This is a genomic window from Pedobacter sp. B4-66 (assembly GCF_018492665.1).
GTDB lineage: Bacteria > Bacteroidota > Bacteroidia > Sphingobacteriales > Sphingobacteriaceae > Pedobacter.
The window spans coordinates 28,046-44,484 of the sequence record NZ_JAFVME010000017.1 but is presented as its reverse complement, the minus strand read 5'-3'; the positions used below and the strand labels follow the sequence as shown (position 1 = coordinate 44,484).

Below are 16,439 nucleotides of genomic sequence, written 5' to 3'. Positions count from 1 at the left end.
TTTTTGTGTTATTTCTTTAAATAGGGTGTTATTTCCTTTATCCAGATGGCATACCCTTCTGGTTTCATGTGTAGCATGTCTTCGACAAACAATTCGGGTCTTGGAGTACCATTGCTATCCAGCATTTTTGAGTTTACATCAATAAAGCGGGTATTTTTTTGCTTGCCGATATACTCTTTTATCATTGTGTTTGCTTTGTTTACATTGTCTGTAAACTTTGCCCTTGATGGACTTAGTTTCATAGAAATGTAGATGATGTTTGCCTTTGGAAGACCTTTGCGTAGGTTAGTGTAAAAGGTAATAAACCTGTTATATGTTTGCTCCGTATTAGCTCCTTCGGCTATGTCATTTTCTCCACTATAAATTACCACCTGCTTAGGTTTGTAGACGAATACAAGTTCGTTGATGTATTCATTAGCCTGTTCAAGTGTTGAGCCTCCAAAGCCACGGTTAATAGCATGGTAATCTTTGAAAACGGTTTCGAGATCATCCCACCTTGTGAAAGAGGAGCTTCCCACAAATACAACTTTGTTTTTGGCAGGCATTGATACACTATCCTGATGTTTAAATTTCTGGATATCATTCCAGAAAGGTCTATTCTGGGCAAATGAGTTAACAGACAGACTTACCAGTAATACAAAAAGCAGGCGGAAATAAAAGTGATGTTTCATAATTTGTTTTTCTAATTAACTTTTGCAACCTCTGTTCTTGGAGCGACTCCGCTCTCATTGATTGCTTCAATGCTAAAATAGTAAGTTTTATTTTTGTCCATCCCTTTATACCAATATTCATTGGTATTGTGTATCATAATACAGTTGTAAAGCTTGTCGGGTTCAGTGCCTATGTAAATGTTGTAAGCATAAGCATCTTCTACTGGAGCCCATTTTAACCAGGCACTGCGCTTATCTTTTTCAGTTCTTAGTACCACAAAGTCTTTGACGCTTTTTGGTGCCGACTGGTTTCCATTACCGAAAACCCTTAAACCGCTAATGGCGAATTTACCGGTAGGCATATGTATGTTTTCCAGTTTTATGTATCGTGCTTTAACGGGCTGTTCCAACTCAACATAATCATGAGGAACATCAGTTTTGTTGGCACTTTTGTCCTTTAAAACTTTCCATTTAACACCATCTGTAGAGTGCCAAAGTTTGTATTGATGATAAATGTCTAGTCGCTTACCCAGAAATTCAGCATCCTGATCTGCGTAGTTAATCTGTACTGCATTTACAGTCGACACGTTGCCAAGGTCTGTTTGAATCCATTCGCCTTTATCCGCTGTTTTTGCACTCCAATAAGTTTTAATGCTTTCATCAACTGCATTATTTGCATAGAATGATCCAAGTGTTGAGGATACGGTTACAGGCTTATTGTAGTTTAATAGCATCCATCCTGTAAAGCCACTTTTTAAATGATCCTGAGCTTCGGTTGGCAAGTAATGAGGATAATCGCCGAAGGCAGCATCCATATACATTACATCGTCTTTATCAAACCCAGCAGGCCAGATACCCAAACGGCGTTCAAAGTTGTTTTTTACTGAGATGGCTATCGTGGAAACATGCCAGTAATTGTTCCATTTATCCTGATAAGTAGCGCCATGACCTGCACCACGGGCAAAGCCACCTGGTTTCCATGAAAAAGGTGTCGACTGATGTTCAAATGGCCCTAGCGGGGTAGGCCCAACTGCTACGCCATCAGCATAGCCACTAAATTCTGTTCCCGGAGCGCCATATTGAAGGTAATATTTGCTATTGTGTTTTGTTACCCATGCACCCTCCATAAAAGGATCTAAAAAGGTGTTGTCTAAATATTCGCCAAATCGTTGCCAACCAAAACGTTCCGGATTTAACAGCAGTAGTTCTTTACGGGTGCCAATTGGCTCAAATGTTTTGCGATTTAGCTCAATTCCATATAAAGGATAACTGTTGCTGCTACCATTATACATGTATAGCTTGCCGTCGTCGTCAACAAAATGAGCAGGGTCCCATCCTCCAATTTCAAACTCGTGAACGGCTTCTTTCCATTCATTCTTTTTAGGATCTGTACTCATCCAGATAGGGAAGTTTTTAGAATAGGTAGAACCAAAAACAAGCATGGTGTCACCTTGTACCCATACTGACGGGGCGCAAAGATCATCATAAACCTTATGTTCTGGCCTTAAGAAGTTTTTAGAGACAAACTTCCAATTATTCATATCACTGCTCCACCAGTAGCCCCATTGGTTGGTAGAGAACAAATAATAATCCCCTTTGTAGGTGACGATAACAGGATCGGCTGTAGCCCTATGTTTTCCTTGCGTAGCAAAATTTGGGATAGGGGTATAGCCGTAATCCAGGTTAATTGGATTGCAATAAGTAAGTTGTTTTTTTTGAGCAAATGCTCCTGTGCTTAAAAAAAGCATCAGTAACATTGCAATGTTTTTTTGCTTCATCATCATCTACAGATTAGGGCTCGTGAATCCTAAAGTTTTTAAACCTCTTTTTACATCCGGACTGCTCATGAATAGTTTCCATAATAAACCGCTGCGATAGTTTTCAATCATCACAATGATTGGCCCCTGATCTATAGCAAGGTTAGATTTTGCATACCAGTCTTTTTCTTCGCTAAACGCATCAATAAAACCATATTCGCCCCATAGCTTGTCGCCTTTTTCAAAGTAGAAATGTTTTAAGGCTTCCATTGAATATTCTGGAGTATAAGGGAAAGCAGATAAAGCTGCGGTTGGCGAAATCACACCAAGGTCTTCTGTTGGCGAGTGAGCAGCATATCCAACCCAACTATCGCTGGCAGTTAAGCCCCAACTATTAGTGCCATAACCCTTAAATTTTTTAGGGTTTTCTATGCAATAGGCTCTGTTAATAAGCGTGTGATTTTTGTTTTGCTCCCAATAGTCGGCATTATTGTCTTTTAAACCACGTGGGTCTAAACCCATGAAAGAGTAGTGTGAAAAGAATAACGGACCTCCGAAATCAAAACCTAGAGGTAATGTGATGTCGTTAAATTTGCGACCATTAAAAAAGGTATTGTTATTGGCATATCCATCATCATATACACGCTTGTTGATCGGGTATTTTGGAGATGCAGCTGCCATTACATAAGTAATTAGGCATTCGTTCCATCCTTTAATCTGATGGTTCATACTCCATCCATTATTAGGGCTCCAGTGCCAGTAAAGAACGTTTTGGTTTTGAGTAAACCAGTTCCATTCAATGCCTTCCCACATCCAAAGTATTTTATTTCTAATGTCGCTTTCGACAGGATTATCTGCAGTATAATATTGGCGGGCAGTTAATAAACCTTGAAACAGTAATGAAGTTTCAACGATATCTGCACCATCATCTTTTGGGCTAAAGCGGATTACTTTTCCGGTTTCTCCGTTTAACCAATGTGGGAAAGCACCATGAAACATATCTGCTTTCCATAAAAAGTCTACTATTTTTTTTGTGCGTTCGGCAGCTTGTTCACGAGTAATGAACTTACGTTCGGCAGCTACTATCATAGCCATAACGCCAAAGCCGGTACCGCCAGTTGTGACTACTTCCGGGCCATAGTCAAATGAAATGTTACTACGCTCGCGTGCCATACCACTAACCGGGTGACCAAAGTCCCAGAAATATCTGAAAGTTTGTTTTTGTACCAGATCAAGTAATTGATCATCGGTAAGATTTTTTTTAATTGAGAGGTCGGGTTTGATTGTATTATTTTTTTTTTGCGCTGATGCAGTATTTGCGATTAAAACAAAAATTAATGAAGATATTAAAAGGATTGAAGTGTGGTTGAATTTTATCATGTGCTTATTAACTAAAAAAGGTTGCTGCTTTAACAGGAGCAACCTTTTAAAAGTGAATTAATTATAACCGGGGTTTTGTTTTAACAAACCACCGCTTTGGTCAATTTCGGTCGAAGGAATTGGCCAAACCTCATTTTTGTTAGCTTTCCAGCCTTTTGGGCCAAATATTTGCAAGGCACGACCCTGACGAATTACATCGAAATAGCGGTCGCTTTCCATTGCCAATTCTACTTGTCGTTCGTGCCAGATCGCCTCTCTCAATGCCGTTTTATCACTGGTTGTTACGTCAGGTAGGATCGTTGCATTAGTACCACGCGCACGTTGTCTTACACGGTTTAATGATGCTTTTGCAAGTGTAGGATCTCCAAGTTCATTGGCAGCCTCAGCGTTCATCAAGAGTATGTCTGCAAATCTCAGTACGCGAATGTTTTGTTGGGCACCTTCGTTAAAGCCAGATACACGCATTCCAAATGGTACATATGATTTTTGATTATATCTTTCATTTGGTACAGTGCCAGGAATCACATCTCCTTGAGGAGTTGTTTCACCTTTAAAAATAATGGTTGCATCTCTTCGTGGATCGCCGGTTTCAAAGGCATTAGCTAAAGCTTCTGAAGGAGAATTGAATCCCCAACCGCCACCAGCAACGCCTGCAACGCCTTGAACCTGACTAAACTGTGAGTTTGATGCGGCAGAATTTCCAGGTAACAATTCGCATTGGATCTCGAAAACAGATTCAATATTGTTCTCGTTTTCTGTTCTGAATCCTTTTTCAAAATTCGGAAAAAGATCATAACCTAATCCCTTAACTTGATTTGTTAGCGATAGCACCTGATCCCATTTTTGCTGATACATCGCTGCTTTGGCCATCATGCCTAAAGCGGCACCTTTTGTTGCTCTGCCAAGATCTGAGCTTCCATAGGAAGCAGGAAGAACTGTTGCAGCTTCTGTTAGATCTTTTTCGATCTGAGCATATACTTCTTCTTTGGTAGATTGAGGCATATTGTACTCTGTGGCATCTTTAGGAATATGGAGTCTTAAAACCACATTTCCATAAGCGCGGACAAGTCTGAAATAAGAGTATGCACGTATATATTTAGCTTCTGCAAGGTAGCGTGCCTTTAAATTTGCGTCCATTTCTATATCGGGTACATTATCCAATACCTGATTGCAAAGGTTAATGTTTTGGTATTGCCCGGTCCAAAAATCCTGCAAAGAACCTTGTGTAGAGGTCACCGTAAAATTGTCAAAGAGATTAAAAAATGTTGCATCAGTAGGTGTGCTGCCTTTATCAGCTTCGTCTGATCCTGTACTTTCAACAACCAAGGCGTTAAAAGCAACATTATTCCAGCTGCGCAATTGCGCATACATGGCATTTACTCCTTTCAAGGCATCCTCAGGTGTTTCCCAGAATTGAACAGCCGGTTGTTGAGCTTGAGGTGGAACATTTAGAAAATCCTTTTTACAGGACGCGGTAAAAAGCATCGCGCTTAGGGTCGCTGCAACGAAGCATGATCGTATATTTATATATGTTTTCATATTAAATTCAGTTAGAATGTTAAGTTAACACCGAAGTTATAAGTAGCGAATAATGGATAAACATTGGTGTCTATTCCTGCATTTGTAGGGGTGCCACCTACCTCAGGACTGAATCCTTTATAACCAAATAGGTTTACAGCGTTTTGTGCATTTATAAAGACCCTAAGGTTTCTTGCTTTCCATTTACTGGTTAAGGATTGAGGTAGGGTATAGCCTAGCTGTATATTTCTCAGACGGATATAATCACCACTCTCTACATAGAATGAGTTTGGAGCATTATTCAGCCCACTAGCAAGATTTGTTGATGGATAGGTGTTTGATGATCCAGCTCCATTCCAGCGGTGGTTAAAGAAGTCTTTAGTATAGTTCTCATTTCCAAAACGGTTGGCCAGATTAGCGTTTAATACGTCAACTCCAGCAACCCCCTGAATGTCTAAAGTAAGGTCAAAATTTTTGTATGCGAAATTGGTGTTTATTCCATAGCTAAATTTAGGATTAGGGTTACCTAATACTACCCTGTCTCTCAAATCAATAGTGCCATCATTATTAATGTCCGCATACTTGAAATCACCTCTTGAAAAACTATTGTTTGTCCATTCAGCAGCTTCTTCGGTAGATTGGAAAACACCTACAACCTGATAGCCAAAGAACTCACCAATAGGCCTGTTGTTAACTGTTCTTGTAGATAAATAACCACTTGTCAATCCTACCCCACCTTTATAAACAGGATTGTCTCCTGAAGTTACGTTCAGCACTTTGTTGTTGTTGATACCAAGATTGGCACTAATTGTATAGGTTAATCCGCCCTCAGTTTTGTCATTCCATGTAGTCAGAAATTCAATTCCACTATTCTTGATGTCGGCCTGATTGCCTAAGATTGTACTGTTGGTAGTTCCTAAGCTTCCAAGGATTGGGATATTAAAAATGGCCTGTTCAGTTTTTCGTGTGTAATAATCGGTCTCTATTCTTAACCGGTTGTCCAAAAAGCCCATTTCCAGACCTATGTTTGATCCTGCGCTGCGTTCCCAGAGTAATGAAGGAGGGACAATTGATCTGATACTAGCACCAGTTTGAGGGTTGCCGCCAAAAAATGCAATCAATTCTGCAGCTTGGTCAACTGTTAGTGTAGAAGGATTGAAAGGTACTCCGGCATTCCCTACTTTACCCCAGCTTCCACGAAGTTTTAAATTGCTAAACACCTTTTGATCTTTCATGAAATCTTCATTGCTGATTACCCAACCTGCACCAATAGAGGGGAAATTGCCCCATGGATTCGAGTCAAATCCATAGAATTGAGATGCGCCATCTCTTCTGAGGGAAGCATTTAGCAGGTATTTGTTCTTGTAGGCATAGTTTACCCTCGCGAAATACGAGTTAAAAGTACTGAGTTCACCCTCATCCCGAATAGATCGTGACGCTGCATCGCCAAGTGCCAGATATAGATCGCTTTCTGAGTTATAAGGTACATTCTGCGCTGAAGCAAAGGTTTTGTATAACTTTGTACGTTGGGCTGTTTGTCCGGCAAGTACCGTTAACCGATGATCATTCCATTGTTTATCATAAGTTAATGTGTTTTCTATGATCCAGTTTCTGTTTTCAACCCTGTCGATGTTTAGCTTACTGATCGTATTGTTTTGTCCAGTCGTAGCTTCATATTTTGGAATATAACCTCTCACTTCCTCTTGACCGAAATCACCACCAAAGCTGGTTCTAAAGGTAAAGTCTTTTAATATTTTTAGTTCAGCAAACACATTTCCGGTAACTTTATATTTGGTTGTTCTTTGATTAAAGAAATCCATTGTTACCTGAGGGTTTATGTTACTTCCATTTCCCAGTTTAAAATCATTAGGGTCACCATAAGAACCGTCCTCATTATAGATAGGTACAACAGGGGATGCTGAATAAAGCCCTCTGAATAAGGCGGTTGGTGCGTCTTTTGATTTGCTTGAGGTTGCAGTAACATTGTATCCGATTTTTAGAGGTTCAAAAATCTGAATATCATTAGACAGCCTCGCTGTATAACGTTGATAGTTGTTTTTCTTAACAATACCATCTTGATTCAGGTATCCCAGTGAAAGGTTATAAGTTGATTTTTCTGAACCCCCATTAATAGAAACCTGATGATTTGTAACCATCGCATCTCTTAGTGCTACATCATACCAGTCGGTTCCTTTACCAAGGTTCGTGTTGGCGAACAAGGCGGGTTGACCGAGAAGTGCATATGCCTCGTTAACAGCAGTTGCATACTCCGAAGCATCCGCCATTTCTACTTTATTGGTAACTCTCTGGAAGCCTACAGATCCATTATAGTTAATAATCGGGTCTCCTTTTTTGCCCTTTATAGTAGTTACCAATACAACGCCATTGGCGCCGCGTATACCAAAAATAGACTGTGCCGAAGCATCTTTTAGGATACTAATATCAGCAATGTCTGCCGGGTTCAAAAAGTTGATGTCATCATACCAAACTCCATCTACTACATATAAAGCTCCGGTTTTACCGTAAATTGTGCTTGTACCACGTATGGTTAGTTGAGGAGTTCCACCTGGAGCACCCACATTGGTAATGGTTACACCAGCTACTTTACCTTGCAATGAACTTACAGGATTCACAGAGGCTTGTTTAGCGATGTCCTCACCTTTTACATTTCCTACTGATCCGGTAACATCAATCTTTTTCTGGGTACCATAACCTACTACCACAACCTGCTCTAGTAGTTGTGAAGAAGTGGCTAATTCAATATTTATTGTTGTTCTGTTATTCACCTGCATCTCTGTTGGATTATATCCAATATAAGAGAATACAAGAGTCGCATTGGCCGGAGCACTTATTGCGTATTTTCCCGATGCATCTGTTTGTGTGCCTATTTGTGTTCCTTTTACTAAAACGCTAACACCCGGAAGGGTGGTCTTGTCTGCCGCGTCACTTACTACACCACGTATAGTAATATCTTGTGCAGATGCTGCGTTTATGAAAAAGAAACATAAAAAAGTTAAAACAGAAAGTTTTGTAAAGATTCTTTTCATGCTGTTTAAAATTTAGTTGTTAGTTGTATAAATCTCCGAGAGTATTTGAGTTAATGCAAATAAAACGCCTCAACATTAATACATCATCATAGAAACTTATACTATCTCAAACAATCGAAATAGGCGTCTTGTTTCGCTAAAAACGCCGCCCTATGTCGGCATGGCAAAATTTCACCCTACAACATGAGGTGAAAATAATTTCATAAATCGGGACTTTAAAAAAGAGGTATGAGAGGTAATGATGTAGTGCTATAACTCCATTAGAAACTCTACGAGGTTCTTGTCGTGGGGTACATCAAGCTTTTTACGAAGCCTGTATCTTCGTATTTCTACACCTCTTAGAGAAATGTTGAGTAGTGAGGCCATTTCCTTACTGCTCATATTCATGTGGAGGTATGCACAAAGTTTTAAATCATTAGGCACAAGATCGGGGTGATTGGCTTTAAGCTTTTTGAAGAAACTCTCATGAGCCTCGTTAAAACTGCTCTCAAATAAATTCCAATCACGCTCATCATTCATACCATCATCAATCACCTTTTGAATTTTTCTAAGCTGCTCTTCGGCCAAAGGTTTTCCGTTAGAATCTTTAAGCTTCAACATCTCCTGACTTAGCTTTTGGAGCAACTCATTTTTATACACGAGGCTCATGGCAGAGTTAGCCAACTCCCTGTTTTTACCTGCCAGTTCAACCTGTAGTTTCTCCGTCTGTAATTTGATGATTTGTCTTTCAGTTGCTTCAGCTTCCTTTTTAAGGAATTCTTCTTTTTCTGCCTGTAACTTATCGGAAATGGCTTGCTGATCCTTCTTTAGCTTTCTTTCGTAAAAGCGCTTCCCGGCAATTAGTAAAAGGACAATGCCTATTAAATATAAAGCAAAAGCCCATTTGCTCGCATAGAATGGAGGTAGTATGGTAAACTCAAATTGCGTGTCTTTACTTATAGTTTCATCATTGATTTTAGCTCTAACCAGGAAAGTGTAAGTTCCCGCACTAAGGTTAGTGAAGTCCTTTTGTGAAGCGGCACTCCAATCGGCCCATTGCTTAGAGTATCCCTTCAGGAAATATTGGAATTTAATACTGCTTTGTCTGTAATACGGGAGTGAATAAGATATTCTGATGTTGTTTCGACTAAATGGGATTTCTATTTCCGAATCGGTATTACCTACCTCACTAATAATAGAGTAAGTGTCGGTAATGTCTTCTACTTTTCTGATTAAAACAGAGGGTAAAACTGTTTTTTTATTTTTTAACGAGTCTAACTCATTGTAAATAACAAAACCATCATCAACACTGATAAGGTAAATATGGTCGCTTATTTTACTAATGTTCTCATAGTATTGAACCATTCTGCCATCCAGAACGCTAAAACGATTAGAATCTATTTCTATTTTTCCTGGTTGAGTGAAATTAACAAGGGCCATTTTGCCATGGTTAATAAACCAATATTTCTTATAATCAGCTTTTATGATTTTATGGGATTTGGCAAAAGAGCCAAGCTCTTTATTTAGGGTAGCGTACTTGCTAAACTTGTTGCTGATCTCATCGTAGGTTAAAAAACCTTCGCTAGAAGAATAAATTAGTTTGTTGTCGAGCGTGAAAAGGTTGATGCCGTAAGTGCTTGGTAATCCGTTACGCTCATCGTAATACTTTGCGTTTGTAACCGTTTTGAAATCAGAACTAAGCACAAGTTTATACAAACCCCTGTAAGCATGGCTTACCCAAATGTCGCCTTTAGTATCTTGCTCTAAATATCTTGATGGCTCATCGAAACCTTTAATTTTGGAGTCAAATTTCCACTGACCTGTCGGATCTTTTTTGAACAAAACCAAGCCATTATAAGTGCCTTGAATAAGGTAGTTATCGTTTAGTTTTTTAATTACCCAGCCTCCGCTTATACCCGTAACCTTTTCAATCGTGTTTCCGTTAACACTAAAAGTGCCATCGTTATGTCCACAAAGAAGCTGGCCATCAATCATCTGCAAATCCCAAACCTGACCCTGAGATTTGGGGATTAGTTTAAAATCAAAAGAGCTGAATGAATTACCTTTATTGCCTACCCAAGGACTATAAAAAAGTCCCTGATTGGTTCCCAAATAGATATTGTCCTTATAAATAAGGCTGGAATAAACAGTGCCAAACAAGCCAGTTTTATCAAAGTAAAAGTAAAGTGGAGAGTTTAATTCTATACGATCTATACCATTGTCGAGGCCAGTCCATAAGTTCTGTTCATCGTCGGCATAAAGACTAAGTACCGTGTTGTTCTGTAAACCACTCGATTTATTGATCCTTTGCACAATATTTCCATTCTCGTCAATAATGATCAAACCGTTTAAAATTGTGCCATAAGCATAATATTTACCTAGTACTTTAGCTCCGTTGTTTAATTGATAAGTTTGCAGAAAAGCATTTGCAGGCGTGTTAAAGGGCGTGTATTTCTCACCATCATATAGAAACAAGCCGTCTTTGCTGGTGCCAATTAATAAACTGCCGTTTTTATAAGGAAGAATAGATAGAACTGATCCGGGAAGCGGAGCACCTGTATTTTTAAGTGGGGTAAGTTTATTGTTATCAAGTTCATATAAACCTTTTCCTAATGCTTCAATAATAAAACGCTTATCTACCTTGTGTAAAAACAGAAAGAAAGCCGGGGTTTTTACAACATTTATTTTGTTGTCATTGTAAATATAAATGCTCGAGAAAGACTGGAAAATAATGCGTTTGCCATCTACGTAAATTTTCCATATCTCATCGGTCATTTTATATTCCTTCGGAATAAGATTGATGAGGGAGGTATATTTTAGACGCTTATTGTCTATTTTCCAATAACCAAATTCTCCAAAACTTCCGGTATAAATGATGCCGTTATCGCCTGTAGCAACCGAACGTACGATTTGCCTGTTTGGCATTTCGTATTGTTGCCAGTATTTACCGTCGTAGGTTAAAAGACCCTGTGTATTTCCAAAATACATAACGCCGTTTTTGCCTTTGGCAATAGACCAGTTCTGATTACCTGAAAGATAAACTGATTTAGGATAATTTTGAATGTAAGGAACCCCTATGCTTTTGATGTCGTCCGCTGTGGCAGAAACGGAGAGAAAACAAAAGATAAAAAATATAATATGCTTAAGGGGTCCGTTGTTCATCAACAGCTAAGATAGTTGTTTACTCGGAACGTTTACCTGTTGTGGAACTTTTACATAATATCCTGTTCCATCATAAGCCCGTTTACGAGGGTTGGTGGTACATTCAGTAGAGCAACAGCCTTGTAGAGCATCTCCGCAATCATCACATTGTGTTACGTGCTCATTGCATTCAGGGTTGGCGCAATTGATCATTTTTGGAGTGATTGTACCACAGTTATAGCATTTAGATACTATTGAGGGGTTAACCGTGTTTACATCAACCGCAATACGGTTATCAAAAACGTAGCATTTGCCTTCAAAATCTTCGCCACCTGCTTCTTTACCATATTTTATGATTCCACCATGTAATTGGTAAACATCATTAAAGCCATGGTGTAAAAGCAAAGCTGATGCTTTTTCGCATTTTATGCCACCAGTGCAATAAGTAAGTACTTTTTTATCCTTGTATTTAGCAAGCTCATTTATTTTTTCAGGGAAATCTCTGAAATTCTCAATATCTAAGGTTACCGCGTTTTTAAATTTGCCTAGGTTATGCTCATAGTTTGAACGAACATCAAGAATGATCACATCTTCCTGATCTATCATTTTCTGAAACTCGACAGGCTCCAGGTGTTTACCTGTTTGTCTGTTTGGATCTATAATGTTTGGATCTCTTAATCCTGAATGTACAATTTCAGCTTTATAGCGGCAATGCATTTTAATAAATGAAGGCTCTTCTACATTGTCAATTTTGAATTCAGTTTTAGCAAAACGTTCATCAGCTATTATAGCTGCCATGTAGGCATCGCAGGATTCTTTTGTTCCTGAAACTGTGCCATTTAATCCTTCGTTGGCAACAATAATACGACCAACAAGGTTTAAAGATTTGCAGAATGTAAGATGATCAGCAGCAAATTGTTCTGCCTCGGCTATGTGACTATAGCAATAGTAAAGTAATGTCTGGAATTTATTCATAATTCATTGATACCGATGCAAACGGCGTTTAATGCGGTGCAAAGGTAGTAAAAAAATAAATGAATTGGTATGCTGCTGCTGCTGCAACATGTATTTGATGTAACATTATTGTAAACTTACCACCTTAGTTAGATTATTGTTAAGTTTGTAACCGTTATTTAAAACACAAATAAAACTAACTTATTATTCATAAAATGACTAACACTTCTATGAGATCATTGTGGTTAACAGCAGGTCTTCTACTTGGATCAACTGTTGGATTTGCACAAGACAACCTTGTAAATTCATTAAAAAACAACCAAAGCGAAAACAGCGCAACCAGTTTTAAATTTACACCAGTTATAAATACTGAAGCAACTTCTGTTAAAAATCAAAAATCTTCTGGTACTTGCTGGAGTTACAGCACCAACTCTTTCTTAGAGTCAGAAATGATTAGAATGGGCAAAAAACCGGTAGATATCGCTGATTTATTTACTGCTCGTAATGTTTATGTTGAGAAAGGAATCAATTATGTGCGTATGCATGGTGCCTTAACATTAGGCGATGGCGGTGCATGTCATGATGTAATTAATATGTTTGCTAAATATGGTGCTTTACCTCAGGAAGCTTATAGTGGTAATGATTATGGAACTCCTGGATCATCAGACAGAATGAATACCCTGACAAAAGCTATTTTAGAGAAAGCTGTAAATGGAGCCGATGGTAAGTTTGATCCTGCCTGGAAAGCTAAATATATTGCTACTATCGATTCTTGCATGGGTGCAGTTCCTGAAAAATTCACTTACGAAGGAAAAGAATATACTCCAAAAAGCTTTGCTAAAGAGGTTGTAGGTATTAATCCTGAAGATTATGTTGAACTTTCATCTTTCAACACTTCTCCATATTACAAAAAAGCTGTTTTGATGGTTCCAGATAACTGGTCTTACGATCAGGTATATAATGTGCAAATGGACGACATCACTAAAATCATTGACAATGCTTTAAAAGGTGGTTATAGTGTTGCATGGGCAACTGACGTTAGTGAAAAGGGCTTTAGCTGGAAAAATGGTGTTGCTTACGTTCCTGAAAAGGACTTTGACAGCATGACTGATGAAGAGAAAAAAGCGATGTTTAATGGCCCAAAAGCTGAAAAAGAAATCACAGTAGATTTACGTCAGGCTGCATTTGATGATTATCAAACGACTGATGATCACGGTATGCAAATCACTGGAATGGCTAAAGATCAGAATGGTAAAGAATATTATATCGTTAAAAACTCTTGGGGTGCTACCAACGATTATAACGGCTACTTATATGTAACTAAAAACTTTGTGAAATATAAAACAACTGCATTTTTATTACATAAAAAAGGTATCCCTTCTGATATCCGTAAAAAATTGGATATCTAATAGTAAATGATATTATTGAGAAAGAGCCTGCATTTTTTTTAATGTAGGCTCTTTTTTTGTCCGGATTAGAATCCGTAAAACAATCTAAATCCATGATTTACCCTTCTCTTTCCATCATAAGCAAAGCCATAGGTTGCTTTGAAAATCAATCGTTGTAAACCAAAGTAAAACTCTGTGTAATTCCTTTTTATTGGCTGGCTCAAATAGCTAACTCCAACAAGCTCTTCTAATTTTAACTTGCGTAGCATAGGTACTTTGTTGGTTAACAGACCTGAGAAATTGTGCTCAAAGTGTGCTTCTAGGTATTGTTGGTTTGTGCTGAAAAGATAAAAATCAAGGAATAAGAATTTCCTTAAGTTCGGTTGCCCCAGTAATGAGTTGTTACCTCTGAAATGTTTGTTGTCAGGGTAATAAACAGTGTTGTTGTTGATGAATTTACCGGCACCTACTACAAAGGATGAATACCCCCACAAACCAGCACTAATGCGGTTTTGCGAAACTTCTAACGACAGTAAATCGTAATCTACATCGCTATTAAATAACTCGTTTATACCTTTTTTATAAGTAAAGTTAATTGTAGGATATTTTGAGCCTTGATAAAATTTACCATCTGGACGGGTGATGTACTGCTGACCAATAGTATAGTTTAATGATGCAGTTAACGTTAATGCTTTGTATGTTGGAAATAGTGGAGTTTCAATATCTGGTGTAAAAGGGTTGTTGGATGTAAAGGTTTCGCCTTTTAAGTCTTTTATTTTGAAAGTTGTAGTGTTTACAAGATTGGTATTACGTGAGTAATCTACAAGAAATGTTGCCAACAGTCCGTTTGCTAATTCTCTTGAAGTTCCAATATTTGCAAATTCCTTTTTATAGAATTTTGAGAAGTTGGTTTCGAAAAACAGGGAATTGATAGAATTAGCTAAAAGAGTCATTGAGCCCAGATCATTTAGGTCGTAAATACCCGAACCGGCACTAATGCTAATATTGCCACGTTTTACAGGGTTATAATAATAATTCGCAGAGAGATTTCCTGTTAGGGTTTTATTAGAAAATCCGTACCTCAATTCTGGGCGGATACTGTAATTGCGTCTGTCTTGAAGGCGCTTTGTATAGGTTACGCCGTATTTAAGGGCAAATCCTTCAACTGTGTTATAAAATATAGAGCGATAAATCGGATCGAAACTGTAATACTTTTGAGCGTACCTATTATTTATTGTATAGCCTGTTACCACCGCTTTTATAATTCCAAACTTATTGTTTTCATGCTCTAAGGAATCGAGATAGCGTTTTGAAACCTTAAGGGCGGCTACGCTGTCTTTTCTAACATAGTCACGACTTTCTTCCCTGGTAAGCGGAATTGGTCTGTTGTTAAGCCAAAATAGCGAGTCTTTTTCATTTACAGCTTTAGTTATTTTGAGGATTTCTCCGGTGAAATAGTTTTTAGGAAAATTAGGGTGGAGGTTGTAATTACTATAAACACCTACATAATAACCTTCGAATTTAAAACCAAGCACATTGCCATTAAACTGAAAGTTTACGTTTGAAGGCATATAGGTGTTTTCAGTTTTAAGGAATTGTTGTGAGATGTTTAGGGTGTCGAGTAGGTTGATGCCCGAGTTATTAGTTAAGTATACATTGGCATTAACAAGGTGCCAGCTATCATCTTTAATATATATAGTGCCTCTAAAAACAGGGTCATGCTCGCGACGGGGAATGATTTGGATTTTGTTTATGATTTCTCCGTTTTCTGTAGAAACTCCAAGTAATTTATATTTGTAATAGAGAAAGGCATTCTCGGAAATTGGCGAGACAAAGCCACGTGCACTTAGTTTGTTCTCTAATAAAATGTTCTCATAAAAATTGATAATAAGGTCTGATGCTTTGTTGAAACTAAAGGCATTGTTGCTACCAGCGATTTTTGAAGAGATCATTTCTTCATGGATTTTATTTGGGTGTTCATAAGAAAAGATAGAGGTTGACTCTGATAAATATAAGATACCTCTTCTGTTGGTGTCAAGACTAAGTGTTTGTTGAATATCTCTTCCAAAGAACCTTTTTGGTGCACCAACCAGCTTTTGTACACCTTTAATATATACATCGGCTTTATAGGCCTTTACCTCCGTTAAATGTTCTTTTCTTTTTTTAATGGTTTGTCTGATGATTTCGTAAGCAGGGTCTTCAGCATTGCCATTTATGGTTACTCCGGCCAGGGTATAAGTTTCTGGAATTATCGTTATATTTTCTGTTAAGTTGTCGTCAATAGTAATGTCTTTTTCTAAAGCTTTATAGCCTATTGCTTTAAAAACAATGGTGAAAGTTCCCTTTTGGATACTTAATGAATAGATTCCATCAACATTAGCCGATGTTCCGGTAGTTGTGTTTTTTATGTACACGGATACAAAGGGTACGGATTGCCCATCAGAATCTTTAATTGAACCGCCAAGCTTAAACTGCTGTGCTGATAGATTAAGCGTGCATATTAACAGGAATAGCGTTAAAAAAATGTTCTTCATTAATCAGGTTTAAAGCTTAAATATCGGATTAGTTGTCAATACTAAACAGATTTTTTGTGTTAAAGTTTGCAAGCGTCATCTAAATGCTTTA

Annotated in this window: 9 protein-coding genes; 1 reads left to right on the top strand and 8 read right to left on the bottom strand. The window is 38.1% G+C overall.

Annotation, left to right across the window (positions count from 1 at the left end; all coding sequences use genetic code 11):
* Positions 1 to 8 precede the first annotated feature (8 nt).
* The 7 genes from J1905_RS22080 to trhO all read right to left on the bottom strand — a co-directional run bounded on the left by J1905_RS22080 (position 9) and on the right by trhO (position 12,447).
* Positions 9 to 671: a GDSL-type esterase/lipase family protein gene (locus tag J1905_RS22080; RefSeq protein WP_214229378.1), complete on the bottom strand. Its 663-nt coding sequence runs from the start codon at positions 669 to 671 to the stop codon at positions 9 to 11.
* Between the two features lie 11 nt (positions 672 to 682).
* Complete coding sequence (locus tag J1905_RS22075; RefSeq protein ID WP_250318169.1) at positions 683 to 2,407, bottom strand: family 43 glycosylhydrolase; 1,725 nt, start codon at positions 2,405 to 2,407, stop codon at positions 683 to 685.
* A gap of 27 nt (positions 2,408 to 2,434) precedes the next feature.
* Positions 2,435 to 3,787 carry a glucoamylase family protein gene (locus tag J1905_RS22070; RefSeq protein ID WP_214229377.1) on the bottom strand — a complete coding sequence of 451 codons (1,353 nt, stop codon included), beginning with the start codon at positions 3,785 to 3,787 and terminating at the stop codon, positions 2,435 to 2,437.
* 57 nt (positions 3,788 to 3,844) lie between these two features.
* Complete coding sequence (locus J1905_RS22065; RefSeq protein WP_250318168.1) at positions 3,845 to 5,326, bottom strand: RagB/SusD family nutrient uptake outer membrane protein; 1,482 nt, start codon at positions 5,324 to 5,326, stop codon at positions 3,845 to 3,847.
* Between the two features lie 11 nt (positions 5,327 to 5,337).
* The gene (locus tag J1905_RS22060; RefSeq protein ID WP_214229376.1) at positions 5,338 to 8,352 is read right to left on the bottom strand and encodes a SusC/RagA family TonB-linked outer membrane protein; all 3,015 of its coding nucleotides are present in this window, start codon (positions 8,350 to 8,352) and stop codon (positions 5,338 to 5,340) included.
* Positions 8,353 to 8,601: 249 nt separating this feature from the next.
* Complete coding sequence (locus J1905_RS22055) at positions 8,602 to 11,493, bottom strand: ligand-binding sensor domain-containing protein (protein WP_214229375.1); 2,892 nt, start codon at positions 11,491 to 11,493, stop codon at positions 8,602 to 8,604.
* A gap of 6 nt (positions 11,494 to 11,499) precedes the next feature.
* Positions 11,500 to 12,447, bottom strand: a complete 948-nt coding sequence (trhO, locus tag J1905_RS22050; RefSeq protein ID WP_214229374.1) for an oxygen-dependent tRNA uridine(34) hydroxylase TrhO — start codon at positions 12,445 to 12,447, stop codon at positions 11,500 to 11,502.
* A gap of 209 nt (positions 12,448 to 12,656) precedes the next feature.
* Between trhO and J1905_RS22045 the strand changes: the two genes are divergently transcribed.
* Positions 12,657 to 13,835 (top strand): C1 family peptidase, encoded by a 1,179-nt coding sequence (locus tag J1905_RS22045; RefSeq protein WP_214229373.1) that lies wholly within the window; start codon positions 12,657 to 12,659, stop codon positions 13,833 to 13,835.
* A gap of 65 nt (positions 13,836 to 13,900) precedes the next feature.
* Here J1905_RS22045 and J1905_RS22040 read toward each other — a convergent pair whose 3' ends face one another.
* On the bottom strand, positions 13,901 to 16,348 hold the full coding sequence (locus tag J1905_RS22040; RefSeq protein WP_214229372.1) for a DUF5686 and carboxypeptidase regulatory-like domain-containing protein: 2,448 nt from the start codon (positions 16,346 to 16,348) through the stop codon (positions 13,901 to 13,903).
* Positions 16,349 to 16,439 lie beyond the last annotated feature (91 nt).

Coding starts and splice junctions, on each gene's coding strand:
- J1905_RS22075 (WP_250318169.1), bottom strand. CDS start 2,407: ATGTTACTGATGCTTTTTTTAAGCACAGGAGCATTTGCTCAAAAAAAA.
- J1905_RS22045 (WP_214229373.1), top strand. CDS start 12,657: ATGAGATCATTGTGGTTAACAGCAGGTCTTCTACTTGGATCAACTGTT.
- J1905_RS22080 (WP_214229378.1), bottom strand. CDS start 671: ATGAAACATCACTTTTATTTCCGCCTGCTTTTTGTATTACTGGTAAGT.
- J1905_RS22040 (WP_214229372.1), bottom strand. CDS start 16,348: ATGAAGAACATTTTTTTAACGCTATTCCTGTTAATATGCACGCTTAAT.
- J1905_RS22055 (WP_214229375.1), bottom strand. CDS start 11,493: ATGAACAACGGACCCCTTAAGCATATTATATTTTTTATCTTTTGTTTT.
- J1905_RS22060 (WP_214229376.1), bottom strand. CDS start 8,352: ATGAAAAGAATCTTTACAAAACTTTCTGTTTTAACTTTTTTATGTTTC.
- J1905_RS22065 (WP_250318168.1), bottom strand. CDS start 5,326: ATGAAAACATATATAAATATACGATCATGCTTCGTTGCAGCGACCCTA.
- trhO (WP_214229374.1), bottom strand. CDS start 12,447: ATGAATAAATTCCAGACATTACTTTACTATTGCTATAGTCACATAGCC.
- J1905_RS22070 (WP_214229377.1), bottom strand. CDS start 3,787: ATGATAAAATTCAACCACACTTCAATCCTTTTAATATCTTCATTAATT.